This is a genomic window from Agrobacterium sp. 22-226-1, from assembly GCF_053522345.1.
Map to the genome: position 1 here is coordinate 298,592 of NZ_JBNWCP010000006.1, position 26,313 is coordinate 324,904.

Here is a 26,313-nt window from a genome sequence, read left to right on the forward strand (position 1 = left end):
GGGCCGGCTCCCGGACATGGGGTCGGCAGGCGCGAGGACGACACCAATGTTTCCTGAAGTTTTCCATATTTCCATCCGAGGCCCGATCAATGAGATCGTGCGTTCGCTGGTGGTGAATTACGGCTCCGTTTTCAAGGCGATCTCGCAGACGATCCTGCAGGCGATCCTCTTCGTGGAATGGGTGCTGCGCGGTCTGCCGTGGTGGGTCATTTTTCTGGTCTTCCTGGTGCTCGCCTGGTTCGCGGCGAAGAAGATTTCGCTCGTCATCATGGTGGCGGTGATGCTTTTCATCGTCGGCGCGCTCGGTCTCTGGGACCTGACGATGCAGACGCTGGCGCTGATGCTGATTGCCAGCCTCATCTCCATCGTCATCGGCGTGCCCATGGGCATCCTGCTTGCCAAAAGCGAGTGGGCAAGGCGCATCACCCTGCCGGTGCTCGACGTCATGCAGACCATGCCGAGCTTCGTCTATCTTATTCCCGCCATCATGCTTTTCGGTCTCGGCAAGGTTCCGGCCGTGCTGGCCACCATCGTTTACGCCGTGCCGCCGCTGATCCGCCTGACCGATCTCGGCATCCGGCAGGTGGACCGGGAAGTGGTGGAGGCGGCGACCGCCTTTGGCGGCAGCCCGAGACAAATCCTCTTCGGCGTCGAATTGCCGCTCGCCACGCCCACGATCATGGCCGGCCTCAACCAGACGATCATGATGGCGCTCTCCATGGTCGTCGTCGCCTCGATGATCGGCGCGCGCGGCCTTGGTGAGCAGGTGCTGAACGGCATCCAGACGCTCGATGTCGGCAAGGGCCTCGAAGCGGGCCTCGGCATCGTTATTCTCGCAATCGTGCTCGATCGTATCACCCAGGGTTTTGGCCGATCCAGCCGGAAGGAAATGGGCAATGACTGATATCCATATCCGCAACGTGTCCAAGATCTTCGGCGGCAACTGGAAGGCTGCGCTCGCCATGGCGCAGCAGGGCGCGGAAAAGAGCGACATCCTGGCAAAGACGGGGTGCAGCGTCGGGCTCGACAATGTCAGCCTCGATATAGCGGGTGGCCGCATTTTCGTGATCATGGGCCTCTCCGGTTCCGGCAAGTCGACCCTCGTGCGCCACATCAACCGCCTTATCGAACCGACAAGCGGAGAGATTCTTGTCGGAGACGACAATGTTCTTGCGCTGAAACCGAAGGACCTGCGCGACTTCCGCAACCGGCGCGTCAGCATGGTGTTCCAGAATTTCGGCCTGATGCCGCACCGCACCGTGTTGCAGAACGTCGTTTACGGGCAGCGTGTGCGCGGGCTGACCAAGGCCGACGCGCGGCCCATCGGCATGAAGTGGATCGAGACCGTCGGCCTTTCAGGCTATGAGGACAAGTTTCCGCACCAGCTTTCCGGGGGCATGAAGCAGCGCGTCGGTCTGGCCCGCGCGCTGGCCGCCGATACCGACGTCATCCTGATGGACGAGGCCTTTTCGGCGCTCGATCCGCTGATCCGCGCTGACATGCAGGATCAGTTGCTGCAGCTCGAAAAGAACCTGCACAAGACCATCGTTTTCATCACCCACGATCTCGACGAGGCGCTCCGCATCGGCGCGCAGATCGCGATCCTGAAGGACGGCAAACTGGTGCAGGTGGGAACGCCGGACCAGATCCTCAACAGCCCCGCAAACGACTATGTCGCCCGTTTCGTGGAGCGCCGCACGGGTGCGGGAGAAGGCCAGCATGGCTGATACGATCACCATCGATCGTCCCCTCAACTGGCAAGAGATCGCCGCTGTTGCAAAAGGTGCGAGGCTTTCCCTGTCGGATAAAGCGTGGCGGCGCATTGCCGGAGCCCGCGCCATCGTCGATGCGCTGGTCGAAAAACGGGTTCGCGGTTACGGCATCAACACAGGTGTCGGCGCGCTCTGCGATGTGATCGTCGACATCCCGCAGCAGCAGGCCCTCTCCCGCAACATCCTGCTCAGCCACTCCTGCGGCGTCGGAGAACCGCTCGGGCGCGAAGAAACGCGCGCCATCATGGCCACCCAGATCAACAACTTCGCGCATGGTTATTCCGGCGTGCAGGTCAAGACGGTCGAAGCGCTGCTCGCCCTGCTGAATGGCGATATTCTTCCCGTTATTCCGTCAAAGGGCTCGGTGGGTTACCTCACCCATGCCGCGGCCATAGGGCTGGTGCTGATCGGCGAAGGCCGGGCCCGCCACGGCGGCGAACTCATCAGCGGCAGACAGGGGCTCGAAAAGCTTAGCCTCGAACCCATGGTTCTGCAGGCGAAGGAGGGGCTCAGCCTCGTTAACGGCACACCCTGCGCCACCGGCCTCGCCAGCCTCGCGCTTGCCCGCACGACTTCGCTCCTTGACTGGGCCGATGCGGCAGCGGCAATGAGTTATGAAAACCTTGGTGCGCAGGCCGATCCCTTCGCCGCAGGGCCGCTGGCACTGCGCAGCTCACCCGGCATCCAGACCGTCGGCGAAAACCTGCGCCAGCTTCTGGCGGCAAGCCCGCTTCTTGCCCGGTCGGCCGGATCGCGCACGCAGGATCCGCTGAGCCTGCGCGCCGTGCCGCAGGTGCATGGCGCCGTTCGCGACAGCGTCGCGCAGATCGCCGATGTCGTAGACCGCGAACTCGCGAGCGTCACGGACAACCCGGTCGTCGGCGGCACGCCGCAGTCGCCGGAGGTCCACTCCCAGGCCCATGCCGTCGGTGCGGCGCTCGGGCTTGCCATGGATGGGCTGGCGACGGCGGCAGCCGAACTTGCGGCGATTTCCGAGCGGCGTATCGACCGCCTCGTCAACCCGCTTGTCAGCAGGCTGCCCGCCTTTCTGGCGGAAAGTGACGGTGTCTGTTCCGGTTTCATGATCATCCAGTACACGGCCGCAGCGCTTGCCGCAGAAAATCGCCGCCTCGCCGCCCCCGCCAGCCTCGATGGCGGCATCACCTCCGCCTTGCAGGAGGATATACTGACACATGCCACCGCCGCTGCCGACAAGACGCTTTCGATTATCGGCAATCTGGAAACCATTCTGGCGATCGAGATCATGAGCGCCGCGCAGGCTTACGATATGCAGCCAGGCGAAGCCGGCCGTGCACCCGGCACCGATAGGCTTTATCAGCACGTCCGGACGGCGGCGCCATTTTACCGCGACGACCAGCCGCTCAACAATCTGGTAGCTGCCGTTCGGGAAATGCTGCAAACCACGCTTGCGGGGACAGGTGCCGACGCAGGCTAGATACTGCGCCGGAAATTTTAGCCGAATACGAGGCGGAAGAGGTCACTCTTTGCCGGTCTTCTGGGCGATGAGAACGGCTTCCGCAATCGCGCTTGCGCTCGCGACATGGTCCAGAGCCGCCTTGTAAGCGGCGTCTCCGTCCCCCTGCCGGATGGCTTCGACGATCTTTTCCATTTGCGCCGGACCTTCGGTATCGCGGCTTTTCGTCTTGATCGTCATCGAACGAAGATGGTTGATCCGCACCGTCAGCAGGTTGACGACGCCCCAGGCGACATGCCGGTCGATCTTGCTGAACAGCGTCTGATAAAAGGACGAGGTATGCGCCAGAACGCCCGGCATATCCCTTTCGACATAGCTTTCGCGGATATGCCTGAGCGACACTTCAAGCGCTTCCACGATGGCAGGATCGCGGCGCTCCGCACAAAGGCGTGCCGCCATTCCCTCCAGCGCACCGCGAATTTCATAAATCTGCTTCGCCTCATCGAGATCGAGCATCGCGACCATCGGGCCCTTGTTCGGCAAATTCGCCACCAGCCCCTCGGACTCCAGATGCCGCAGGACCTCACGAACGATTGTGCGGGAAACGCCGAGCTGGGCGCAGAGATCGCGCTCGACCAGACGGTCGCCCGGGCGGAAATAACCGTTCACGATGGCGTCACGGACCTTGTCGAGAGCGAGTTCCCTCAGCGTCTTTGTCGGGCGCTCAACGCGAATGGCAGTTCCGTGCGAAGCATCTGTCATGGTATCACCTCGTTTGACACCTCCCGTTTCGTCGCAACGCGGTTACGAACAAGAGCGAGAAATGGCTTTTGTATTATGGCGTACCAACTTATTTAGCGCCGTGATCTCTTTAAGGCAACATCAGCACGGCTCAGGCGGAATGCTCATCCCATTCTTTCCGAAGCGTAAGAGCCGGGACCGGGGGGAAACACCACGGTTCGGCTGCCGTTCAGAAATACACGACGGTGAATATGGGCGTGGATGGCACGCGCCAGCACCTGCGCCTCCACGTCGCGGCCAAGCGACACATAATCCTCGGCCGACTGGGCATGGGTGATGCGCACGGTATCCTGCTCGATGATCGGTCCCTCATCCAGATCAGCGGTCACATAATGCGCCGTCGCGCCGATCAGCTTCACACCGCGCTGATAGGCCTGCTTGTAAGGGTTGGCTCCCTTGAAGGACGGCAGGAAGGAGTGGTGGATATTGATGATCCTGCCCGACATCGCCTCGCACATCCTGTCGGAAAGCACCTGCATGTAACGCGCCAGCACGATGAGTTCCGTACCCGAGCTTTCCACGATCTCCATGATCCGGGCTTCGGCCTGCGGTTTGTTCTCTTTCGTCACCGGAATGTGGTGGAACGGAATGTCGTGATTGACGACGACCTTCTGATAATCGAAATGGTTCGAGACGACGCCGACAATATCGATCGGCAGCGCCCCGATGCGCCAACGATAAAGCAGGTCATTGAGGCAATGGCCGAAGCGCGACACCATCAAAAGAACCTTCATCCGCTCTGCCTGATCGTGCAGCGCCACCTCCATGCCGAATTTTTCCGAGATCGGAGCAAGCCCGGCCATCAACGCGTCGCGTGTTGCACCCTCCTCGGAAATGAAACCCACGCGCATGAAAAAACGGCCGGTGCCGAGGTCGTCGAATTGCGAACTGTCGACGATGTTGCACCCCTTCTCAGCGAGAAAGCCTGAAAGGGCGGCGACAATGCCGCGGGTGGATTTGCATGTCACGGTCAGGACGAAGTTCGTCATCTGGCACTCTTTCTGTCATCGATAAAGCATGTCTCCCAAAAGTGTGCAGCGGTTTTGGAACCAAGACATGCTTAAAAACAAAGATCTGAAGCGCGTCGCATGAATCAGATTGGACGCGACGCGCTTTAGTGAAAAACCCCGCGCTCTTGATCAGCGCGGGGAAAAGCCGCAGGGGCGGCGGGGAAACCCGGGCTCAGACGTCGAGGGTGGTCTGATGCTCCCATGCGGTGAATTGCGAGCAATAGCTGTTCCACTCACCCTGCTTGAGCTTCAGATAGGCCTTGGAGAATTCAGTGCCGAGCGCCTGCTGCAATTCCGCATCCTTCTCATATTCGCGCAGCGCATCGAGAAGGTTGAGCGGCAGCTTCGGTGCATCCGTGACCTTGTGGCCCTCGCGATACATATCGATATCGTAGTGCGGACCGGGATCGGCCTTGGAGCGGACACCGGAAAGGCCGGCGGCGATGATGATGGCCTGCAGCAGATAGGGGTTCACGGCGCCATCCGGCAGGCGCAGTTCGAACCGCCCCGGCCCCGGCACGCGCACCATATGGGTGCGGTTATTGCCGGTCCAGGTCACCGTATTCGGCGCCCAGGTCGCGCCGGAAATGGTGCGCGGCGCGTTGATACGCTTGTAGGAATTGACCGTCGGATTGGTGACGGCCGCAAGCGCCGACGCATGTTTCATGATACCGCCGAGAAACGTCTTGCCCTTGGCCGACAGACCGAAAGGCATTTCCCTGTCGGCAAAGGCGTTGACCTTGCCGTCGATGTCCCAGACCGAAATATGGGCATGGCAGCCATTGCCGGTCAGGCCCTTGAAAGGCTTCGGCATGAAGGTGGCGCGCAGCCCGTGTTTTTCGGCGACGGATTTGACCATGAATTTGAAGAAGGAATGTTTGTCTGCGGTCTGCAGCGCGTCGTCATATTCCCAGTTCATCTCGAACTGGCCGTTCGCGTCCTCATGGTCGTTCTGGTATGGCTTCCAGCCGAGCTCCAGCATGTAATCGCAAATCTCGGCGATCACATCGTAACGACGCATCACCGCCTGCTGGTCGTAGCAGGGCTTTTCCGCCGTATCGTATTCGTCGGAGATTTTCGCACCATCCGGCGAAATCAGGAAAAATTCCGGCTCCACGCCCGTCTTGACCCTGAGCCCTTCGCTTGCCGCCTCAGCAATGAGCTTTTTCAGCACCACGCGCGGCGCCTGCTCCACCGGCTGGTCTTCCATCACGCAATCGGCGGCGACCCAGGCGACATCCTTTTTCCAAGGGAGCTGGATGACCGAGGAGGCGTCGGGCACGGCGAATAGATCAGGATGGGCGGGTGTCAGATCGAACCAGGTGGCGAAGCCCGCAAAACCCGCGCCATCCTTCTGCATATCGGCAATGGCTTCTGCGGGAACCAGCTTGGCGCGCTGGCCGCCGAAGAGATCGGTATAACTGATCATGAAATATTTGATGCCCTTTTCGGCAGCAAATTTGGAGAGGTCCAGTGTCACGTCATTCCCCTTTTTTTTGAATATCAGACACTTCATCGAAAAAAGACGGGCACATCCTCCCAAATGCGCCCGTCCGTTCTTATGGCTTAAAAGCTGCCTTTGCCCGGGAACCAGTTGGTTCCCGCCAGCGGAACCTGCGCCATGGCGGCAGCCTCCATCGTCAGCGCCACCAGATCTTCCGGCTCCAGATTATGGAGATGGTTCTTGCCGCAGGCACGCGCGATGGTCTGCGCCTCGAGCGTCATGACCTTCAGGTAATTGGCAAGGCGGCGGCCAGCGGCAACGGGATCGAGGCGTGCTGCCAATTCCGGGTCCTGCGTAGTGATGCCGGCGGGGTCTTTGCCCTCGTGCCAGTCATCGTAAGCGCCGGCCGTGGTGCCGAGTTTCTGATATTCGTCTTCCCACTTGGGATCATTGTCGCCGAGCGCCACCAGCGCCGCCGTGCCGATGGCGACCGCATCGGCACCCAGCGCCAGTGCCTTGGCGACGTCAGCACCCGAACGGATACCGCCGGAAACGATCAGCTGCACCTTGCGGTGCATGCCGAGATCCTGAAGCGCCTGCACGGCGGGGCGAATGCAGGCAAGCGTTGGCATGCCGACATTTTCGATGAAGACATCCTGCGTGGCCGCCGTGCCGCCCTGCATGCCGTCAAGCACCACCACATCCGCACCGGCCTTCACCGCCAGCGCCGTATCGTAATAGGGCCGTGCACCGCCAACCTTGATATAGATCGGTTTTTCCCAGTCGGTAATTTCACGCAGTTCGAGGATCTTGATTTCCAGATCGTCCGGTCCGGTCCAATCGGGATGACGGCAGGCGGAGCGCTGGTCGATGCCCTTCGGCAGGTTGCGCATATTGGCGACGCGATCGGAAATCTTCTGGCCGAGCAACATGCCGCCGCCGCCCGGTTTCGCGCCCTGGCCGACGACGACCTCGATGGCGTCCGCACGGCGCAGATCCTTTGGGTTCATGCCGTAACGCGAGGGCAGGTACTGATAAACCAGCGTCTGGCTGTGGCCGCGCTCCTCATCCGTCATGCCGCCATCGCCGGTCGTGGTGGAGGTGCCGGCGATTGTCGCGCCCCGGCCGAGCGCTTCCTTGGCGTTGCCTGACAGAGCGCCAAAGCTCATACCGGCAATGGTGATCGGCGTTTTCAGCGTGATCGGCTTCCTGGCGAAGCGGGTGCCAAGCGTAACTGTCGTATCGCATTTCTCACGATAACCCTCGAGCGGATAACGCGAGATGGACGCGCCGAGAAACAGGAGATCGTCGAAATGCGGCACCTTGCGCTTGGTGCCCGCGCCGCGAATATCATAGATGCCGGTTGCCGCCGCGCGGCGGATTTCCGCCAGCGTGTGGTCATCGAAAGTTGCGGATTTGCGCGGCGGGGTGAAGGGGTTGTGATAGCTCATAGGAAAATCCTTCGCCTCAATACGCGTCGGCGTTGTCGATGTTGAAATTGTAGAGCGTGCGGGCCGAGCCGTAGCGCTTGAACTCGTCAGGGCTGACATCCGTGACGCCGGCTTTGTCGAGAAGTTCTGCGAGCTTTTCGAGATGTTCAGGGCGCATCTCCTTCTCGATGCAATCGGCACCGAGGCTCTTCACCGAACCGCGCACAAAGAGCTTCGCCTCATAAAGGGAATCGCCCAGCGCATCGCCCGCATCGCCGCAGACGACGAGGTGGCCGGACTGGCCCATGAAGGCCGACATGTGGCCGATATTGCCCTTCACGACGATATCGATGCCCTTCATGGAAATGCCGCAGCGCGAGGCGGCATTGCCCTTGATGACCAGAAGCCCGCCGCGGCCTGTGGCGCCGGCATATTGCGAGGCGTCGCCCTCGATGACGACCGTGCCGGACATCATGTTCTCAGCGACACCCGGCCCGGCCGAGCCGTGCACGGTGACGTTGCCGCCATCATTCATGCCGGCGCAATAATAACCGACCGAACCGTGCACATCGACGGTGACGGGGCTGTCGATGCCGACCGCCACGGCATGGTGGCCGCGCGGATTGACGACCTCGAATTCGGTGTCGTTCGCGCCCGAGGAAAGACCGTGGAGCGCCTTGTTGAGTTCACGCAGCGGCGTGTGGGAGAGATCGAAAACTGGCATGGATTATGACTTTCAAAACAGGCGCCGATGACGGTCTCAGGCGGCCTTTTCATGGTCCCAGAAATAGACGGTCGCCGGTTCCGGCTCCCAGACGCGGGCATTTTCAATGCCGGGCAGATTGACCAGCGCGCGATACTCAGAGCCGAAAGCGACATATTGGTCTGTCTCGGCCATGACAGCAGGCTTGCAGGCGATGGGATCACGCACCACGCCGAAACCGGATTTGGTGCCGACAACGAAAGTGAAGAAACCATCGAGATCGTCGAGCGCGCCGGTCAGCGCCTCGCCCAGATCCTTGCCCTTGGCCATTTCCGCCGTGAGATAAGCCGCGGCGACTTCCGAGTCATTCTGGGTCTCGAAGACCATGCCTTCGCGCACCAGTTCGCGGCGCAGATTATTGTGGTTGGAAAGCGAGCCGTTATGTACCAGGCACTGGTCTGCGCCGGTGGAAAAGGGATGCGCGCCAAGCGTCGTCACCGCCGATTCCGTCGCCATGCGGGTGTGGCCGATGCCATGGGTGCCGGCCATGGAACGCACGTCAAAACGGGTGACGACATCCTTCGGAAGACCGGTTTCCTTATAGATTTCGACGCTGTCGCCGGAACCCATCACACGCACATTCGGGCGGATTGCGGAAAGGACCGGACGGATACCATCCAGTTTTTCGGCGGGAATATCGAGAACAGCATGAGTGCTTTTCACCGTGACCACGGCATCGACGCCGCTTTCCTTCAGCGCTTCGGCGAGGCCGGAAAAATCGGCGGCAGGATCGGCCGACTGGATCGTCACTTTCGCCCGACCATTGGCAGCGCTTCCGTAGATCGCGATGCCGGCCGAATCCGGGCCGCGATCGGTCATGGTGACGAGCATGTCCGAAAGCAGCTGACCCAGCTGCGGTTCAATGCTTTTGTCTTTCAGGAATAGTCCAACAATGCCGCACATCGACAGGCACCTCCATTCGTTTCTGAATGAAGGGCTAACATATGGAATTCCACTCCGTCAACTATCAGGAATATTTTTTTCTTCTAAGGCAAATTATCCATCGTTGCCAAGCCGCCTCTGCGGATAGGAAATGATCGACAGATAACGCGCGGGAAGCTTCACCAATTCCTCCGGCCCGTGCGGCGCATCGGCGTCGAAAAACAGGCTATCGCCGGCCTGCATGGTGAAAAGCTGCTCGCCGTGGCGGTAAACCACCTCGCCTTCCAGCATGTAGAGAAACTCCATCCCCTCGTGCTGGAAGGTCGGAAACACGTCCGAATCCTTGGTCAGCGTGATGAGATAGGGCTCGACGGTGACGCCGCTGGTATTGTTGTCGATATGGCCGAGCAGGCTGTATTGATGACCGGCGCGAGTGCCCCTGCGCTCGATATTCACGCCCTGCCCCGCCTTGACGAAGGTGGCGCTGCGCGGTTCCTCAAAACCGCGAAAGAAGGCCGTGATCGGCACACCCAGAGCCTTTGAAAGCGTCTGCAGCGTGGTGAGCGACGGCGAGATATTGCCGTTTTCGATCTTGGAAAGCATGCCCACGGAAACGCCGGTGGCCGATGCAAGATCGGTGACCGTGATGCCGAGTTTCTTGCGATAGGCGCGCACCTCATGGCCAATCGCCATTTCCAGATTATTGACCCTTGGCTCGCGGACGGCATGGGGATCCTGCGACAGGAACTGCGCAGTTTCGGTCTTGGTGGTATCCTTCGCCATGGGGTCCTCCGGCATTATCGTGTTTTCCCTTCCTTACAGGAAAACTATTTTAATTCGGAGGAAATCTTTGCCGCAGTGCATTTGGAGTATGGCCGAACCGGGCCTTGAAGCTCCCCGAAAAATGCCCGGCGCTTGAGAAGCCGGTGGCGAAGGCCACTTCGGCAATGGAGAGCGGGCTTTGCTCCAGTAGCCGCCGGGCGTGATCGAGGCGGATCGCGCGGTATGTTTCCAGAAACGTCGTTTTCAGATGGGTTGCGAAAAGCCGGTCGAGATGACGCGCGCTGGTTCCCGCCAGTTTCGCCATGGTCTGCCGGTCGAGCGGGCTTTCAATGGTCGTTTCCATTTTTTCCAGAACGGTCAGCAAGGCCGGATGGTTGGTGCTATGGCGCTCGGCGGCGGAACCCCTTTGCGGCGCGCCGGGTTCGGCCACGGCTGTGTGCAGATACCAGTCGCTGACACGCCGTGCGAAATGAGCGCCCATTCTTTGCGAAATCATCGCGTGCATCATGTCGAGGGGCGCGACGCCGCCGGCGCAGGTGATGCGGTCCCCGTCGAAAACAAACCGCGCCTGCCGGGGCGTGAGATGGCCGAAGGCCTCTTTCAGCACCGGCGCATGCTCCCAGTGAATGGTGAAATCGCGGTTTTCCAGCAATCCCGCCGCCGCCAGCACATAAGCGCCGCTGGAAATGCCCCCGATCCGGACACCCTGCCGCGCCAGCCGCCTTAAAGTCCCGTAGGAATTTTCCGCAACGGTCCAGTCCTGCGGCCCGCCCCCTGCGCAGACGAAGATCGTGTGGCATCTCTCGCCTGCGGTGGCGAGTGCCTCGCAGCCGACAATGATGCCGGAAGAACTTCTGACAGCCTCGCCATCGAAAGAAAGCGGAACCACATCGTAAAGATCGGTTCCGGCGATCAGATTGGCGGCGCGCAATGGCTCCGCCGCCGAGGCGTAGGACATCAGCGCGAAATTCGGAACCAGGATGAAACCAATGCGCTGGACATTCTTCTGCTCGATGGTCGTCATGTCTCTTTTTTAAATCATTATGTCCCTTATTTGCAATTCCCTTTCGAACGACGCCGGTAAGCTTGCGCGATATCGTTCGAGGTACGCAGATGCGCTATTCCGCCTTTTCCATTTTCAAGAACGGCCTTTTCGGCAACAAGGCGTGGAAACCCGCCTGGCGGGAGGTATCTCCGAAACCGCATTATGACGTCATCATCGTTGGCGGCGGCGGACACGGGCTGGCAACGGCCTATTATCTTGCGAAAGAATTTGGCATTACCAATGTCGCGGTGCTGGAAAAAAACTACATCGGCTCCGGCAATGTCGGCCGCAACACCACGATCATTCGCTCCAATTATCTGCTGCCGGGTAACAATCCCTTCTACGAACTTTCGATGAAGCTGTGGGAAGGGCTGGAGCAGGATTTCAATTTCAACGCCATGGTTTCCCAGCGCGGCGTGCTGAACCTCTATCATTCGGATGCACAGCGCGATGCCTATACAAGGCGCGGCAACGCCATGCGGCTGCACGGCGTAGATGCCGAATTGCTGGACTGCGCCGCACTGAAGGCCATGCTGCCGTTTCTCGATTTCGACAATGCCCGCTTTCCGGTGCAGGGCGGCCTGCTGCAAAGACGCGGCGGCACTGTGCGTCACGATGCCGTCGCCTGGGGTTATGCGCGCGGCGCAGACAGCCGCGGCGTCGATATCATTCAGGGCTGCGAGGTAACCGGCATTCGCCGCGAAAACGGCAGGGTCGTGGGTGTGGAGACCGCCAAGGGCTTCATCGGCTGCGGCAAGCTGGCGCTCGCGGCAGCAGGCAATTCCTCGCAGGTGGCCGCCATGGCCGGGCTGAAACTGCCGATCGAAAGCCATGTGTTGCAGGCTTTCGTGTCTGAAGGGCTGAAGCCCTTCATCGATGGCGTCGTCACCTTCGGGGCCGGCCATTTTTACGTCTCGCAATCGGACAAGGGCGGCCTCGTCTTCGGCGGCGATATAGACGGTTACAACTCCTATGCCCAGCGCGGCAATCTGGCGACGGTCGAACATGTCGCGGAGGCAGGCAAGGCGATGATACCGGCGCTTTCCCGCGTCCGGGTCCTTCGCTCCTGGGGCGGCATCATGGATATGTCGATGGATGGCTCACCGATCATCGACCAAACCCCGATCGACAATCTCTACCTGAATGCCGGCTGGTGTTATGGCGGCTTCAAGGCGACGCCCGCTTCCGGTTTCTGCTTCGCCCATCTTCTGGCACGCGGCGCACCGCAGGAAACGGCAATGGCCTTCCGGCTGGATCGCTTCCGGCGCGGTTATCTCATCGATGAAAAGGGCCAGGGAGCCCAGCCCAACCTTCACTAAATTTATAGCGGGATTTCAGGCGAAAACCGCTCACACTTTTCGCCATCCCGCTATCTGGCGGATCAAGGACATCTGAAATGGCAAGTCTCGTGCCCTGCCCGCATTGCGGGCCAAGACCCAGGGAAGAATTCACCATCAAGGGCGCAGCCCTTCAAAGGCCTGCCGCCGATGCCGGCGCGGAGGAATGGTTCGATTATGTCTATCTGCGCGATAATCCGCGCGGCGCCTATGAGGAATATTGGCACCACACATCCGGCTGCCGCCGCTGGCTGGTCGTCGCCCGCGATACCGCCACCCATGAGATATCCGCCTGCCGCGACGCCGCCGACAAGACGAAAGTGACAAACGCATGAGCGCCAACCGCCTGAAGACCGGCGGTCTGATCGACCGTTCCAAACCGCTTTCCTTCACCTTCGATGGCAAGCCGATGTCGGGCTTTGAGGGCGACAGCCTCGCCTCCGCCCTGCTCGCCAACGACCAGAAACTCGTCGGTCGCAGTTTCAAATACCACCGCCCGCGCGGCATATTGACGGCGGGTGCAGCCGAGCCGAACGCGCTGATGACCATCGGCCGCGGCGGGCGCACGGAGCCGAACACCCGCGCCACCATGCAGGAGCTTTATGCCGGGCTGGAAGCCAACAGCCAGAACCGCTGGCCCTCTCTCGAGTTCGATATCGGCGCCTTGACCGGCCTTCTCTCACCCTTCCTTGGCGCGGGGTTCTACTACAAGACCTTCATGTGGCCTGCCGCCTTCTGGGAAAAGGTTTATGAGCCCTTCATCCGCAAAGCCGCCGGTCTCGGCAAAGCAAGCTACGAGGCGGATCCGGATACCTATGACAAATGCTGGGCGCATTGCGACCTGCTGGTGATCGGCTCCGGCGCGGCGGGTCTGGCGGCAGCGCTTGCCGCAGGACGCGCCGGCGCGCGCGTCATCATTGTCGATGAACATTCCGTGGCAGGCGGTGGGCTTCTTTCCGAAACGGCAGCCATCGGCGGCAAGAGCGCACCGGATTTCGCGGCGCAATGCGTTGCCGAACTTAAAGCCCTGCCGAATGTGACGATGCTGACGCGAACCACGGCTTTCGGCTGGTATGACGGCAATGTCTTCGGCGCGGTGGAGCGGGTGCAGAAACATCTGCCAGATCCGAAAGCCCATGTGCCCCTGGAACGCCTGTGGCGCATCGCCGCCAAGCGGGCGCTGCTGGCAACCGGCGCGGAAGAACGGCCGCTGGTCTTCGGCGGCAACGATGTTCCCGGCGTGATGATGGCCAGCGCCATGCGCAGCTATCTCAACCGTTATGCCGTCAGCCCCGGCACGGCGACGGCGATTTTCACCACCAATGACAGTGGTTATGCGCTCGCCCGCGATCTGGAAGCACAGGGTGTTACTCTTGCCGCCATCATCGACAGCCGTGAGCGGGGCAATCCGGGCTACGAAGGCAATGCGCGTGTCATCAAGGGTGGCGTCGTCTCGAATGCCAAGGGCGGCAAGGCGCTTTCCGCCATTGAGATTTATGCGAATGGCCGGGCGGAGAAGCTGAATGTCGATGCGCTGGCCATGTCGGGCGGCTTCAGCCCCATCATCCATCTCGCCTGCCATCGCGGCGGCAAGCCGGTCTGGTCGGAAGACGATGCCGCTTTCCTGGCGCCCGGCAATCTCAAGGGGCTGGAACTCGCCGGCGCGGTTTCCGCGATCAACGGTATCGCCGCCTGCCTTCAGGATGGCGCGCGGAAGGGCGCAGCGCTGGCGCAAGAGCTCGGCTTTGCATCAACCGCACCGACATTCGGCACGGTGGAAAACGATGTCGTGGCCCCGCCTGCAAAGCCGCTCTGGTCCATCCCCGGCATTAAGGCGAAAGCCTTTGTCGATTACCAGAACGACGTTCACCGCAAGGATCTCGGCCTCGCCATCCGTGAAGGTTATGGCCATGTCGAACTCGCCAAACGCTACACCACGAACGGCATGGCGACGGATCAGGGCAAGCTTTCGAATGTCAATGCCATCGGGCTGCTGGCCGAAGCGCGCGGTATCTCCCCGGCGGATATCGGCACCACGACGTTCCGGCCGTTTTATACGCCCGTCTCCTTCGGCGCACTGACCGGAGCCTATCACGGCCAGCATTTCCAGCCGGTGCGCAAATCGCCGCTGCATGGTTGGGCCGAGAAAAACGGGGCCGTGTTCGTCGAAACCGGGCTCTGGTATCGCTCCTCCTGGTTTCCGCGCGAAGGCGAAGGCGGCTGGCGGGAAAGCGTCGACCGTGAGGTTCTGAATGTGCGCAAGAATGCCGGGCTCTGCGATGTATCGATGCTCGGCAAGATCGAAATCTGTGGCAGGGACGCCGCCGAATTCCTGAACCGGGTTTATTGCAACGCTTTCCTCAAACTGCCGGTCGGCAAGGCACGATATGGCCTGATGCTGCGTGAGGACGGCATGATCTACGACGACGGCACCACCAGCCGGCTGGAGGAAAACCGCTTCTTCATGACGACCACCACCGCCTATGCGGCGAGCGTCCTGAACCACCTTGAATTCTGCACGCAGGCGCTCTGGCCGGATCTCGATGTGCGGTTTGCCTCCGTCACCGATCAATGGGCGCAGATGGCGATTGCCGGGCCGAAGGCGCGCGCCATTCTGCAAAGGATCGTCGATGAAGATATTTCCGACGAGGCCTTTCCCTTCCTCGCAGCCCGGGAAGTCTTCCTGTTTGGCGGGCAACTGCATGGACGCCTGTTCCGGATTTCCTTCTCCGGCGAACTGGCCTACGAGCTTGCCGTCCCGGCCGGTTACGGTGAAAGCGTCGCCGATGCGCTGATGGAAGCCGGCGAGCCGGAGAATATCATGCCCTATGGCGTCGAGGCGCTTGGCGTGCTGCGCATCGAAAAAGGCCATGTCACCCACAATGAAATCAACGGCACGGTGGTGCCCGCCGATCTCGGCTTCGGCAAAATGGTCTCCACCACAAAGGCCGATTTCATTGGCCGACGGATGCTGGAGCGCGAGGGGCTTTCCGACGCCGACCGTCCGAGCCTCGTCGGCGTCGTGCCGCTCGATCCAAAACAGTCCTTCCGCACCGGCTCGCATATTCTTGCGAAGGATGCCGCGGCAACGCTGGAGAACGATCAGGGTTATGTGACCTCCAGTGCGTTCTCACCGCATCTGGGTTCGACCATCGGTCTCGCCCTGGTCAAGAATGGTCCTGCGCGGCATGGCGAGGAAATCATGGTCTGGAACGGCCTGCGCAACGAATTTACCCAAGCCCGCCTTTGCAACCCGGTTTTTGTCGATCCTCAAAACGAGAAACTCCATGTTTGATTTCAAGCCTGACTTCAAATCCGGCTTCCGTCCGACGCTCCGCCCGGTGCTGGGCGCGAAGCGAGCGATTGCCTCCACCGCCATCAAGCTCTCCCCCCTGCCGGAAGGCGCGATCATCCACGTTCTGGCCGCACCCGACGCAACGGATCTGGAAGCCCGCCTTCGCGACCTTGCCAAAGGCGATATACGCGCGGTCTCACCGGGCCAATGGTTCATCGTCGGTGAACAATCTCTGTCTCATGCCGATATGAAGGCGCTTCTTGCGGCGCTCGAACCTCAGGCAACGGGTGTCGACCAGAGCCAGGGACGCGTTCGCATCCGCATCGAAGGCACGATGGCCGAGCGGGTTCTGGCCAAAGGCACGGCGGTCGACATGTCTCTCGCAGCCTTCCCGGTGGGACATTCCGCCGCGACGCTGATCGGTCACATCGCCGCCCACCTCACCCGCGTCGACGAACAGGTTTTCGAAGTCATCGTGCTGCGCGGTTTTGCCGAAAGCCTGTGGGACGATCTTGCCCGGATGAGCCTCGAATTCCAGTGATCGTGTCGGTCAGGTCCAGATGCTTTCGGGCGTCAGGATTTCGAATGGCACGATCCGCTGTTCAACGGAGGATGAATCTCCGTTCTCGATGCGCCGTAACATCACGTCGATCAATTGCTGCGGCATCCTGTCGAGGGGAAGCGGCAGCGAGGCGGTGATCAGCCCTTCGTTGAGGCCTTTTCGTGTTTCCGGCCCGATATCGTTACAGATGATTTTTATGTCGCGCTGCCGCTCGGCAGGCAGTTCCCTGAGTGCGCGCAGAACACCCGATATGCCGCCGCCGTTGACATAAATCCCCCGGAGCCCCGGTTCGGCAACAATCATATCCCGCACGATGACATAGGCGTTTTCCGGCTCCTCGTGGGTCAGCAGCGTTTCCGCGACCTGAAGTTCAGGCGTGTTTTCGCGCATATAGGAGCGGAAGCTGGCGTCCGAAACATCCTGGCACTGATACCGATTGCTGCCGATCAGCGGCACGACCACGCCCTCACCCTTCACCGTCTGGCTGAGGAACCATGCCGCCGTGCGGCCGCGTTTCCAGCTGTCGGTGCCGACAAAGCCCGCGCGGCTTGCCGCCGACAGATCGGATACGTAAGTCACCACCGGAACGCCCCTGCCCCGCAGCTCGTCGATCGCCTGGCTGACGAGCGGATGATCGGCCGTCACCACCGCGATTGCGCCGCAGGATTGTCCCATCTTCAGGAGATTGGCGGAAACGGCCTCCGGTGAAAGATCGTCCTCAAACACAACATCCGGCTCGATGATGCTATCCGGCCGCTGGCGTGCGGCGGCGACGATCCCTTCCGCCCAAAGCCGGTAAAGCGGCCGGTGGGATTGCTGCAACAGAAAGCCGAGCCGGTGATGGGGCATGGCCTCGCGGCGACGGTCCTTGATGGTGCCGAGACCATAAAAACCGATCTCCTCCGCCGCCTTGAGTATCTGGTCGATCGTATCCTGGCGCACGGAAGTCGAACCGTGCAGCAGCCGGTTGACCGTGGAGATGCTGACACCGGCGGCTTTCGCAAGATCGGTAATGGTCGGTCGGTTCATGACGCCTCACAATCGTATCATCCATGAATGACATGAAATGATATTAAATGCAACATTAAATGAAATATAAATTCCGTTCTCCTGAAAATGAAAGATATAAATCACCCTGTCATTAGGGCCCGTCGGGAGAATGGGCAGGGAGGAAGCAATGGCATTTTTCAGGAAATTTCTCGCAACGGGCGCTGTGTCGCTCGTGATGGCATCCGGCGCGTTCGCGGCCAATATCTCAGTTGTCGGCGGCAAGAATGAGGATGCGTTCTGGAACCTCATCAAAAAGAGTGTCGATGACGGCGACCGCCTGATCGGCGGGCTCTCCGGCGGCGAGCGGCAATCGCTCGCCATCGCCCGCGCGGTGCATTTTGGCGCGCGCGTTCTCATCCTCGACGAGCCGACGGCGGCGCTGGGCGTGAAACAGGCGTCCCACGTTCTGCGCATCGTGCTGGAAGCGCGCAAGCGCGGCATCGCGGTGATCCTCATCACCCCTCAGGTCACCCACGCCATCGCCGTCGGCGACCATTTCGCCGTGCTGATCCGTGGCGCAGTCGCCGCCAATTTCCGCAAGGGCGAGAAGTCACGCGAGGAGATCACCGGCCTGATGGCCGGCGGTGAGGCGCTCGCCGATCTCAGGGCTGAGGTGGAAAATTACATGGCCAGCCATGACGGCCATCCGCCGCAGCCGCCATCCAGTTAAGACATAGAGAAGGATCAAGACCGATGAAAATCGCCATCGACCCCCACATGCACCGTTTCATCAGCCTCGATGAGCTGCCCGCCAAGGTGAAGGAACTCGGCTACGACTGGATCGAACTCAGCCCGCGCGCCGATTTCCTCGAATGGTTCAAGGCCCCGCGCGTCTTTCCCGAGCGGATGAGGTCTTTCAAGAAGGCGCTGAAAGACGCCGATGTCGGCATCGCCTCGCTGCTGCCCATGTATCGCTGGGCCTCCAATGACGAGACCGAACGGCAGGCGGCGGTCAAGTACTGGAAACGCGCCATCGAGATCGCCATCGAACTGGAGGTCGACACGATGAACTCCGAATTCGGCCGCGGACCGCATCCCGACAAGGGTTCCTGCTACTGCTGCCATACCGGCTCGATGATCGAGGCCTGCGAGGACGCCTGGTGGCGCTCGATGGAGGAGCTGGTGCCGATCTTCGAGCGTGAAAACATCAACCTGCATGTCGAGCCGCATCCGGAAGACTGGTGCGAGACGCTGCAGCCGGCGTTGGACATCATCCGCACTGTCAATTCGAAGAACGTCAAATTCCTCTATTGCGCGCCGCACACCTTCTATTTCGGTGACGACACCAAGGCGATGCTGCGCGAAGCCAAGGATGTGCTCGCCCATGTGCATGTCGGCGATACCTTCAACCACAAGGCCAGCTCCGGGCTTCGTTATATCCTCAACCCGCCGGGCACGCAGGCGCGGGTGCACCAGCATCTCAATATCGGCCAGGGCGAAGTTCCATGGGACGACTTCTTCAGCACACTCGCCGAAATCGGCTTCGACGGCATCATGACCTCCTGCGTCTTCGCCTGGGAGGACAGGGCCGATGAATCGAGCCGGTTCATGCGCAGCAAGATGCAGGACTATATCGACCTCTATTTCAAGAAATAACGCGGCAAACCGGCGCTGAGCCCGAGGCGGACCCTGCCTCCGGCCACGGCCATTGGCAACATCAAATGGAAAGACGACCGACATGATCAACGGAGAAAGACGGATTTCACGCCCGCTGCGCTGGGCCATGGTGGGCGGCGGACGCACGGGACAGGTGGGTTACAAGCACCGCACCGGCGCCTTGCGCGACGGCAATTACCAGCTCGCCGCCGGCGCCTTCGACCTCGATGCCGAACGAGGCCGTGACTTCGGCGTCAATCTCGGCGTTGCGGCGGAACGCTGCTATGCGGATTACAAGGCGCTGATTGCCGGCGAAACGGCACGCGAAGACGGTGTTGACGTCGTCTCCATCGCCACCCCCAATTTCACTCATTACGAGATTACCAAGGCCTGCCTTGAGGCCGGGCTGCATGTCATCTGCGAAAAACCGTTATTCTTCACCGTGGCGGAATGCGACGAGGTGGCACGGCTGGCCGAACAGAAGGGCCTGATCGTCGGCGTTACCTATGGTTTTACCGGGCACCCGCTCGTCCACCAGATGGCGGCCATGGTCAAAAAAGGAATGCTGGGCGACATCCGCATCGTCGACCTGCAATATACCCACGGCTTTAACGCCGGTGACGATGTGGACGCGGGCGAGGCCGTCAAATGGCGCACCAATCCCCGCACCGCCGGCCCGACCTTCGTGCTGGGCGATATCGGCACGCATCTCTATTACCTCTCGGAAGTCGTACTGCCGCATATGAAGGTGGAACGCCTGCTCTGCGACCGCAAGGCCTTCATCCCCACGCGCGCACCGCTGGAGGACCACGCCACCGTTCTGATGCATTACGACAATGGCGCACGCGGCCGCCTGTGGGTCTCCTCCGTCAATGCCGGCAATATGGGATCGCAACGTTACCGTTTCGTCGGCTCCAAGGCGTCCCTCGAATGGTCCGATTCCCATCCCGACCAGCTGATCTACGAGGTTCAGGGCGAACCCGGCCGCATCCTGCACCACGGCATGCCATATCTGGAACAGGAAAGCCTCGCCATCGACCGCATGGGCGCGCTGCATACCGAAGGTCTCGGTGACAGCTGGTCGAACATCTATCTCTGGATTGCCCAGGCAATCGATGCGGCAAATCGCGGTGACAGGGCCTTTCTGAAGACCCACCATTATCCCGGTATCACGGCCGGCACCGAAGGCGTTCGCTGGCTGGAAAACTGCGTCCGTTCGGCCGATGCCGGCGCCGCCTGGGTCGATTTCGCTTAACCAGCTTGGGGGCGCGCCGGACAACTCTCCCGTCCTCCTCCTCTTCAGGCGCGTCCCCATACCTCCTCGGAAAGATGAACGATGAAACTCGCAATTTGTACTGACGTCATGGCAAGCCTGCCCTTCACCGATATGCTCGACAAATGCGTCGCGCTCGGTGTCGAGGGCATCGAGATGACCGGCGGCGGCTGGTCCAGCGGCCCGCATTTCAGGGCCGACGAACTGTTGGCGGATAAGGGGCTTCTCAAATCCAGGCTCAAGGAAATCGAGGCCCGTGGCCTCGAAATCGCTGCGCTGAATTGCTCCGCCAATCCGCTCGATCCCGGCGACATGGGCAAGCGCCACCTGAAGGAGATTGAGGACACCGTCCGGCTTGCGGGCGAAATCGGCGTGACAAAGATCGTCACCATGTCCGGCCTGCCGGAAGCAGCGCCGGGTGACGCCGTGCCGAACTGGCTCGTCTACACCAAGAGCTGGCCGAACGAGATGCCGGAGCGCGACCGTTACCAATGGGAAGACCGCGCCTTTCCGCTCTGGCATGGGCTTGTGAAGCTCGCCAGGGAAGCGGGCGTCGAAAAATATGCGCTCGAGAATTTCTCGGCCATGCTCGTCTGGAACCCGGAAACCCTGTTCCGCCTGCGCAATGAGGTCGGCCCGACGGTGGGCATGAATCTCGACCCGTCGCACCTGATGTGGATGGGGCAGATCCCATCGCCTCTGCCCGTGCACTCGGCAGCAAGATCCACCATTGCCACGGCAAGGACACCCGCATCGAACGCGGACTGGCCGGTGTGAACGGGCTGCTGGAACTCAAAGAGGTGACTGACGTCGCCAACCGCAACTGGAACTATGTGGCGGTGGGCGCCGGCCATGATCTGCAATGGTGGAAGGAATTTTTCTCCGTGGTGCGCATGGCCGGTTACAATGGCTGGGTCAGTCTGGAAATGGAGGATTTCACCATGTCCACCGAGGCGGGCATCCAGTCTTCCATCGACGCCCTTAAAGCCACCATCGCTGAAACCCTCTCCGGGCCGCAGAAGGCGGCCCGGCGTCAATTGCGCTACGAGGATGCCATGACCAACCGGATCACCATCACCATCGCTCCCTGCTGCTGGGGCGTCGACGACGTCAAAAATCCCCATCTGCCCCATTGGGAAAAGGTGCTGGACGAGGCGAAGGCCGCCGGTTTCGGCGGCCTGGAACTCGGCCCCTACGGTTATCTTCCGCTCGACCTCGAGCGTGTTTCGCAGACGCTCAATGAGCGCGATCTGAAAATCGTCGCCGGCACGATTTTCGACGATCTGGTCTCACCGGAGAACCGCAACAATCTGCTGCGCCAGACCGACGAGATCTGCGCGCTGATCACCCGCCTGCCGAAACCGGAAACCCATGCCGGCCAACGCTTTTCCGCCCCCTATCTGACTGTGATGGACTGGGGACATGACGAGCGGGACTATGCCGCCGGCCACTCCGACCGCGCGCCGCGCCTCGATGGGGGTGCATGGAACGGCATGGTCGAAAACATCCGCGCCATCGCAACGCTCGCCCGCGACAAATATGGCGTGCGCGCCACTATCCACCCCCATGCCGGCGGCTACATCGAATTTGCCGATGAGTTGCAGCAGATCGTCAAGGACATTCCCGCCGATCTGGCGGGCCTGTGCCTCGATACCGGCCATATGGCCTATTCCGGCATGGACCCCGTCACCGCGCTTCGCCGCTATTGGGATCGTGTCGACTATATTCATTTCAAGGATATCGACGCCACGGTTTTCGAGGAGGTGATGGCAGAACCCATCCGCTTCTTCGACGCCTGCGCCAAAGGCGTCATGTGCCCCATCGGTCGCGGCTCAATCGACTATCCAGCCATCCGCAGCCTTCTGACGGAACTCGGCTATGGCGGCTATATCACCATCGAACAGGAGCGCGACCCGCGCAATGCCGGCGGCATTCTGGATGATCTGGCGGCCAGCAGGGCGTTTCTTGCTGCGAATGGATTCTGAAGCGGACACAAAATAGACCATCGTGCCGTGCCGAAGATTATCCCGGCGCGGCGAGCCGGCAATAACCGACAGATTCAGTTCTCAGCAGAAAATCTTCGGAACGAAGGGTCTTATGGCGGAGAGGGTGGGATTCGAACCCACGATACCCTTGCAGGTATGCCGCATTTCGAGTGCGGTGCATTCGACCACTCTGCCACCTCTCCGCATGCGCGAACGCTTGCGTTGCGCGCTCCTCTTAAACATCAATGGCGTGACTGACAAGGGGAATTTCGTGTTTGTGTCACAAATTATTCGTCATGGGTGAGGCTGGGGAAATGCATCGGCTTCTGGCCGTTTTCGCAGATATTTTCAAGATGACGCGCACGATCCGCAGGGGTGCGCGCCACATTCGATAGCAGCGTCAGATCCGTTGATAACGCCGTAAGATTTCCAGGATTTTTTCATCCTGCTCTCTATCGGGCAGAAGGGCTGGTTGGCGGCTGGCGCCGACGGAAGAGTCCTGGAGATAAAGCGAGCGTTTGACCATGGCCGGTGCGAAGCCGAGGGCATAGAGATCGGTGCGGAAGTCGGCATAGATCGCCTGCTGGCGTTCGGCCTCGGTGATGTCGCCGGCGTTGAAAGCATTGAGAATGCCGGCCAGCACATCCGGCAGCGCGTTGCCGAGGCCGGAAATGCAGCCTGCCGCACCGTTCTGCAACGACCAGAGAACGAGGTGATCCGGGCCGGAATAGACCTCGAAACCGGGCATCTCCTTTGCCACCTGAAGATAGGCTTCGAGCGTCTGCTGCGCGCCGCCGGAATCCTTGATGCCGGCGATATTGCCATGGGTGGCAAGTTTGCGGGCGGTTTCCGGCTCTATGTGGTTCTGGGTGCGGGCGGGAATATCATAGAGATAGACCGGCGTTTTAACGGCGTCAGCCACCGTCGAGAAATGGCGGATCAACCCATCCTGCGTGCAGGCGATGAAGAAGGGCGTGATGACGGCGACGCCATCGACGCCGATGCGGTCGAAGGCTTTGGCAAGTTGCAGGGTTTCGAATGTGGCGGGCATGCCCGCATTCACGATCACCTTGGCACGGCCTGCAACTTCGTCCACCACCTCTTCCGTCAGCCGGATTTTTTCCTCATGCGTGAGCGCGGTAAAATCGCCATTGGTGCCGGCGCACATGATGTTGTTGCCGGCCGCCACCTGGCGGCGCACCTGTGCGCGGGTCGCCTCATAGTTGATGGTTTCGTCCTCGTTGAAACAAGTGACGAGCGCGACGAAAGCTTGTTTGCTCATGAAAGAACTCCGCTTGAATTTCCGAGGGCGTCGCCGGCGACGGCCGGATGACGCTGAGATTGCATATCGGGGTCGGGATCGAGGCTCGCGGATAGAAGGGCACGGGTATAGGCCTCGCGCGGCGCTTCGAACACCTGGCGGACCGTCCCGAATTCCACGACCTCTCCCCGCTGCATGACCATGACGTGATCGGCAAAATCCCGAACCACCGGCAAATCATGCGCGATGAAGATGAAGGAGAGGCCCATTTCGCGGCGCAGCTTGTCCAGCAGCGCAATAACCTGCGCCTGAACCGAAACATCGAGCGCCGAGACCGCCTCGTCGCAGATGATGAGCTTCGGCTCCAGCGCCAATGCGCGGGCAATGGCGATCCGCTGCCGCTGACCGCCGGAGAACTGGTGCGGATAACGGCGCATATGTTCCGGCGAGAGACCCACCTGATGCAGCAATTCCGCAACCCGCTCACGCCATCTTGCCCTGGGCAATATCTCCGGATGGATGACCCAAGCCTCAGAAATCAGCTGAAACACGGTCATACGCGGATTGAGCGACTGGGTGGGGTCCTGAAACACCATCTGCAGATCACGCCGGAGCGCGAAGAGTTCGGCAGGCGAAAGTTTGAAGAGATCACGGCCCCTCCACAAGGCGCTGCCCGCATCCGGCTCGTCTAGCCGCAAGAGAATACGCGCCAGCGTCGATTTGCCGGAACCGCTTTCGCCGACGACCGCGATGGTTTCGCCTTCCATGAGGTCGAAGGAAACGCCCTTCAGCGCCTCGAAGGCGCCGTAACGCTTGCGCACATCACGCACGCTGAGCAGCGCTTCGCCCGCCGCGTGCGGCTCGTGCATGTCGCCCCTGCCGGGTGCTGCGCTGATGAGCTTGCGGGTATAGGGGTGCTGCGGATTGCGATAGACCTCGCGAACCGTGCCAGCCTCGACCAGAACGCCCTTTTCCATCACCACCACGCGATCGGCGATTTCGGCGACGACGCCGAGATCGTGGGTGATGATGAGCACGGCCATGCCGGTTTCCCGCTGCAATTCCTTGAGCAGCGAAAGCACTTCGGCCTGCACCGTCACGTCAAGCGCGGTGGTCGGCTCATCGGCGATCAGGAGATCGGGCCGAAGCGCCAGCGCCATGGCGATCATGACGCGCTGGCGCTGGCCGCCGGAAAATTCATGCGGATATTTCTTCAAGGCCCCGTCCGGGTCGGGAATGCCGACGCGGGCGACAAGCCGCCTCGCCTCCGCTTCGGCCTTTGCCTTGTCCATGCCGTGGGTGGTCATCGCCTCACGGATCTGCCAGCCAACGGTATAAACCGGATTGAGGTGGCTGAGCGGGTCCTGAAAAATCATGGCGATGCGTCGGCCGTTGATCTCGCGGCGCGCCTCGGCCGGCATGGTCAGAAGGTCCTGGCCATCGAGCAATATCTGGCCGCTGCTGATATGTCCGGGCGGCATGTCGATGAGGTTCATGATGGCCGAGGACGATACCGACTTGCCCGAACCGCTTTCGCCGAGGATGGCCAGCGTTTCGCCACGGTCGATATGGTAGGAGACATCCTTCACCGCATGGACGACACCGCTTGCGGTGTGGAACTCCACGGAAAGGTTGCGCACGTCGAGAAGATGGTCAGCCATGCTTGCGGCCTTTCATTTCCAGCCGCCAGCGCTGCACGGGATCGAGCGCGATGCGCAGCCAGTTGGAAAGCAGGTTGAGCGACAGGGTGGTGAGAATGATGGCAAGTCCCGGCCAGAAGGACAGCCACCAGGCATTGGTGAGATATTGCCGTCCCTGCGAAATCATCAGGCCCCAGGTGATTTCCGGCGGCTGAATGCCGATGCCGAGGAAGGACAGCGCGCTTTCCGCCAGCATCACATAGGCGAAATCGAGCGTGGCGAGCGTCGTCAGCGTCGGCAACACCACAGGCAGGATGTGGCGGAACAGGATGCGCTTGCCGGAGGCGCCCATCACGCGCGCCGCCTGCACGAACATGCGCTCGCGCACCTCCAGCACCTCCGCCCTCGTGGTGCGGATGTAAACGGGAATGCGGGTGATGGCGAGAACCAGCATCAGGTTGAGGATGGAGGAGCCGAGCAGATAAAGCACGATGACCGCGATCAAGAGCGACGGGAACGACATGATCACATCGGCAAGCCGCATGATGACCTGGCCGACACGGTTGGAGGAAAAACCGGCGATCAGCCCGAGCACGGTGCCGGTGATGGCGGAAAGAAGCACCGCGCCGGCGGCGATCATCATCGTGTTTTGCGTGGCGGCGACAATGCGCGCGAGAAGCGAACGGCCGAGCGCATCCGCCCCCAGCCAGAAATACCACCCGCGCTGCCAGTCGAACGGGGCGAGGTTGCGCCCGCGCAGGTTCTGTTTCGTCGCCAGATCGCCAAGCCAGGCCGGGCCGATAAAAGCGAGGATAACGACGATGACGAGGAAGATCGCGGCGCAGAGCGCGAATTTATCCGCCCACAACATGCGCAGCATGCGTGTTGCGAAGGATGGCTCGGCGATGATCTCGGTGTCGGCGCTGGAAAGGCTCATGGCTGAACGGCC

At 60.9% G+C, this 26,313-nt stretch carries 22 protein-coding genes, 1 tRNA gene and 2 pseudogenes; 12 read left to right on the top strand and 13 right to left on the bottom strand.

Annotated elements, in window-relative coordinates; genetic code table 11:
- The first annotated feature begins 46 nt into the window (after positions 1-46).
- Genes ACQZ5K_RS13400 through ACQZ5K_RS13410 form a run of 3 tightly spaced genes read left to right on the top strand, consistent with a single transcriptional unit; the run spans position 47 to position 3,228 of the window.
- Positions 47-904, top strand: coding sequence for an ABC transporter permease (locus tag ACQZ5K_RS13400; protein WP_003519593.1), 858 nt, complete (start codon positions 47-49; stop codon positions 902-904).
- Positions 897-1,727, top strand: a complete 831-nt coding sequence (locus tag ACQZ5K_RS13405; protein WP_003519594.1) for a quaternary amine ABC transporter ATP-binding protein — start codon at positions 897-899, stop codon at positions 1,725-1,727. Before ACQZ5K_RS13400 ends, ACQZ5K_RS13405 begins: the two co-directional genes overlap by 8 nt.
- Positions 1,720-3,228 (top strand): HAL/PAL/TAL family ammonia-lyase, encoded by a 1,509-nt coding sequence (locus ACQZ5K_RS13410; protein ID WP_448740570.1) that lies wholly within the window; start codon positions 1,720-1,722, stop codon positions 3,226-3,228. Before ACQZ5K_RS13405 ends, ACQZ5K_RS13410 begins: the two co-directional genes overlap by 8 nt.
- 42 nt (positions 3,229-3,270) lie before the next feature.
- On the opposite strand, the gene ACQZ5K_RS13415 is transcribed toward ACQZ5K_RS13410, so the two are convergent.
- The 8 genes from ACQZ5K_RS13415 to ACQZ5K_RS13450 all read right to left on the bottom strand — a co-directional run bounded on the left by ACQZ5K_RS13415 (position 3,271) and on the right by ACQZ5K_RS13450 (position 11,344).
- On the bottom strand, positions 3,271-3,969 hold the full coding sequence (locus ACQZ5K_RS13415) for a GntR family transcriptional regulator (protein ID WP_269313209.1): 699 nt from the start codon (positions 3,967-3,969) through the stop codon (positions 3,271-3,273).
- A 143-nt stretch (positions 3,970-4,112) separates the two neighbouring features.
- Positions 4,113-4,997, bottom strand: a complete 885-nt coding sequence (gene purU, locus ACQZ5K_RS13420; protein ID WP_448740571.1) for a formyltetrahydrofolate deformylase — start codon at positions 4,995-4,997, stop codon at positions 4,113-4,115.
- Between the two features lie 193 nt (positions 4,998-5,190).
- Positions 5,191-6,498, bottom strand: a complete 1,308-nt coding sequence (gene glnT, locus ACQZ5K_RS13425; RefSeq protein ID WP_137453592.1) for a type III glutamate--ammonia ligase — start codon at positions 6,496-6,498, stop codon at positions 5,191-5,193.
- Positions 6,499-6,584: 86 nt separating this feature from the next.
- Positions 6,585-7,913, bottom strand: coding sequence for an FMN-binding glutamate synthase family protein (locus ACQZ5K_RS13430; RefSeq protein WP_020813492.1), 1,329 nt, complete (start codon positions 7,911-7,913; stop codon positions 6,585-6,587).
- Positions 7,914-7,929: 16 nt separating this feature from the next.
- Positions 7,930-8,616 carry a GltB/FmdC/FwdC-like GXGXG domain-containing protein gene (locus tag ACQZ5K_RS13435; RefSeq protein WP_059757800.1) on the bottom strand — a complete coding sequence of 229 codons (687 nt, stop codon included), beginning with the start codon at positions 8,614-8,616 and terminating at the stop codon, positions 7,930-7,932.
- Between the two features lie 36 nt (positions 8,617-8,652).
- Positions 8,653-9,558 carry a class II glutamine amidotransferase gene (locus ACQZ5K_RS13440; RefSeq protein WP_448740572.1) on the bottom strand — a complete coding sequence of 302 codons (906 nt, stop codon included), beginning with the start codon at positions 9,556-9,558 and terminating at the stop codon, positions 8,653-8,655.
- Between the two features lie 93 nt (positions 9,559-9,651).
- Positions 9,652-10,335: a helix-turn-helix domain-containing protein gene (locus ACQZ5K_RS13445; RefSeq protein ID WP_448740573.1), complete on the bottom strand. Its 684-nt coding sequence runs from the start codon at positions 10,333-10,335 to the stop codon at positions 9,652-9,654.
- Positions 10,336-10,369: 34 nt separating this feature from the next.
- Positions 10,370-11,344: a GlxA family transcriptional regulator gene (locus ACQZ5K_RS13450; protein WP_448740574.1), complete on the bottom strand. Its 975-nt coding sequence runs from the start codon at positions 11,342-11,344 to the stop codon at positions 10,370-10,372.
- A gap of 89 nt (positions 11,345-11,433) precedes the next feature.
- Here ACQZ5K_RS13450 and ACQZ5K_RS13455 point away from each other — a divergent pair, with 89 nt between their 5' ends.
- The 4 genes from ACQZ5K_RS13455 (at position 11,434) to soxG (ending at position 16,538) form a co-directional block, all read left to right on the top strand.
- Positions 11,434-12,684 (top strand): sarcosine oxidase subunit beta family protein, encoded by a 1,251-nt coding sequence (locus ACQZ5K_RS13455; protein WP_448740575.1) that lies wholly within the window; start codon positions 11,434-11,436, stop codon positions 12,682-12,684.
- Between the two features lie 77 nt (positions 12,685-12,761).
- Entirely contained in the window at positions 12,762-13,037 is a 276-nt protein-coding gene (locus ACQZ5K_RS13460; RefSeq protein ID WP_065656564.1) for a sarcosine oxidase subunit delta family protein, read from the top strand.
- Positions 13,034-15,997 (top strand): sarcosine oxidase subunit alpha, encoded by a 2,964-nt coding sequence (locus ACQZ5K_RS13465; RefSeq protein WP_448740576.1) that lies wholly within the window; start codon positions 13,034-13,036, stop codon positions 15,995-15,997. Before ACQZ5K_RS13460 ends, ACQZ5K_RS13465 begins: the two co-directional genes overlap by 4 nt.
- Complete coding sequence (gene soxG, locus ACQZ5K_RS13470; protein WP_448740577.1) at positions 15,990-16,538, top strand: sarcosine oxidase subunit gamma family protein; 549 nt, start codon at positions 15,990-15,992, stop codon at positions 16,536-16,538. The genes ACQZ5K_RS13465 and soxG overlap by 8 nt, the downstream gene beginning before the upstream one ends.
- Before the next feature lie 9 nt (positions 16,539-16,547).
- On the opposite strand, the gene ACQZ5K_RS13475 is transcribed toward soxG, so the two are convergent.
- The gene (locus ACQZ5K_RS13475) at positions 16,548-17,588 is read right to left on the bottom strand and encodes a LacI family DNA-binding transcriptional regulator (protein ID WP_448740578.1); all 1,041 of its coding nucleotides are present in this window, start codon (positions 17,586-17,588) and stop codon (positions 16,548-16,550) included.
- Positions 17,589-17,868: 280 nt separating this feature from the next.
- On the opposite strand from ACQZ5K_RS13475, the pseudogene ACQZ5K_RS13480 reads away from it, so the two are divergent.
- The 5 genes and pseudogenes from ACQZ5K_RS13480 to ACQZ5K_RS13500 form a co-directional block, all read left to right on the top strand.
- Positions 17,869-18,279, top strand: a pseudogene (locus ACQZ5K_RS13480) (ATP-binding cassette domain-containing protein); the annotation flags it as partial.
- 23 nt (positions 18,280-18,302) lie between these two features.
- Positions 18,303-19,205, top strand: coding sequence for a sugar phosphate isomerase/epimerase family protein (locus ACQZ5K_RS13485; protein WP_448740579.1), 903 nt, complete (start codon positions 18,303-18,305; stop codon positions 19,203-19,205).
- 82 nt (positions 19,206-19,287) lie between these two features.
- On the top strand, positions 19,288-20,460 hold the full coding sequence (locus ACQZ5K_RS13490) for a Gfo/Idh/MocA family protein (RefSeq protein WP_448740580.1): 1,173 nt from the start codon (positions 19,288-19,290) through the stop codon (positions 20,458-20,460).
- An 81-nt stretch (positions 20,461-20,541) separates the two neighbouring features.
- Positions 20,542-21,476: pseudogene (locus ACQZ5K_RS13495) on the top strand (sugar phosphate isomerase/epimerase family protein); the annotation flags it as partial.
- 57 nt (positions 21,477-21,533) lie between these two features.
- A complete protein-coding gene (locus ACQZ5K_RS13500) occupies positions 21,534-22,463 on the top strand; it encodes a sugar phosphate isomerase/epimerase family protein (RefSeq protein WP_448740600.1) in 930 nt (309 codons plus the stop codon).
- 113 nt (positions 22,464-22,576) lie between these two features.
- Here the strand turns inward: ACQZ5K_RS13500 and ACQZ5K_RS13505 are convergent.
- From ACQZ5K_RS13505 to ACQZ5K_RS13520, 4 genes are all read right to left on the bottom strand, one after another.
- A tRNA-Ser gene (locus tag ACQZ5K_RS13505) sits at positions 22,577-22,666 on the bottom strand.
- A gap of 197 nt (positions 22,667-22,863) precedes the next feature.
- Positions 22,864-23,745 carry a dihydrodipicolinate synthase family protein gene (locus ACQZ5K_RS13510; protein ID WP_448740581.1) on the bottom strand — a complete coding sequence of 294 codons (882 nt, stop codon included), beginning with the start codon at positions 23,743-23,745 and terminating at the stop codon, positions 22,864-22,866.
- Entirely contained in the window at positions 23,742-25,385 is a 1,644-nt protein-coding gene (locus ACQZ5K_RS13515) for an ABC transporter ATP-binding protein (RefSeq protein ID WP_448740582.1), read from the bottom strand. The genes ACQZ5K_RS13510 and ACQZ5K_RS13515 overlap by 4 nt, the downstream gene beginning before the upstream one ends.
- Positions 25,378-26,301: an ABC transporter permease gene (locus tag ACQZ5K_RS13520; protein ID WP_448740583.1), complete on the bottom strand. Its 924-nt coding sequence runs from the start codon at positions 26,299-26,301 to the stop codon at positions 25,378-25,380. Before ACQZ5K_RS13520 ends, ACQZ5K_RS13515 begins: the two co-directional genes overlap by 8 nt.
- Positions 26,302-26,313 lie beyond the last annotated feature (12 nt).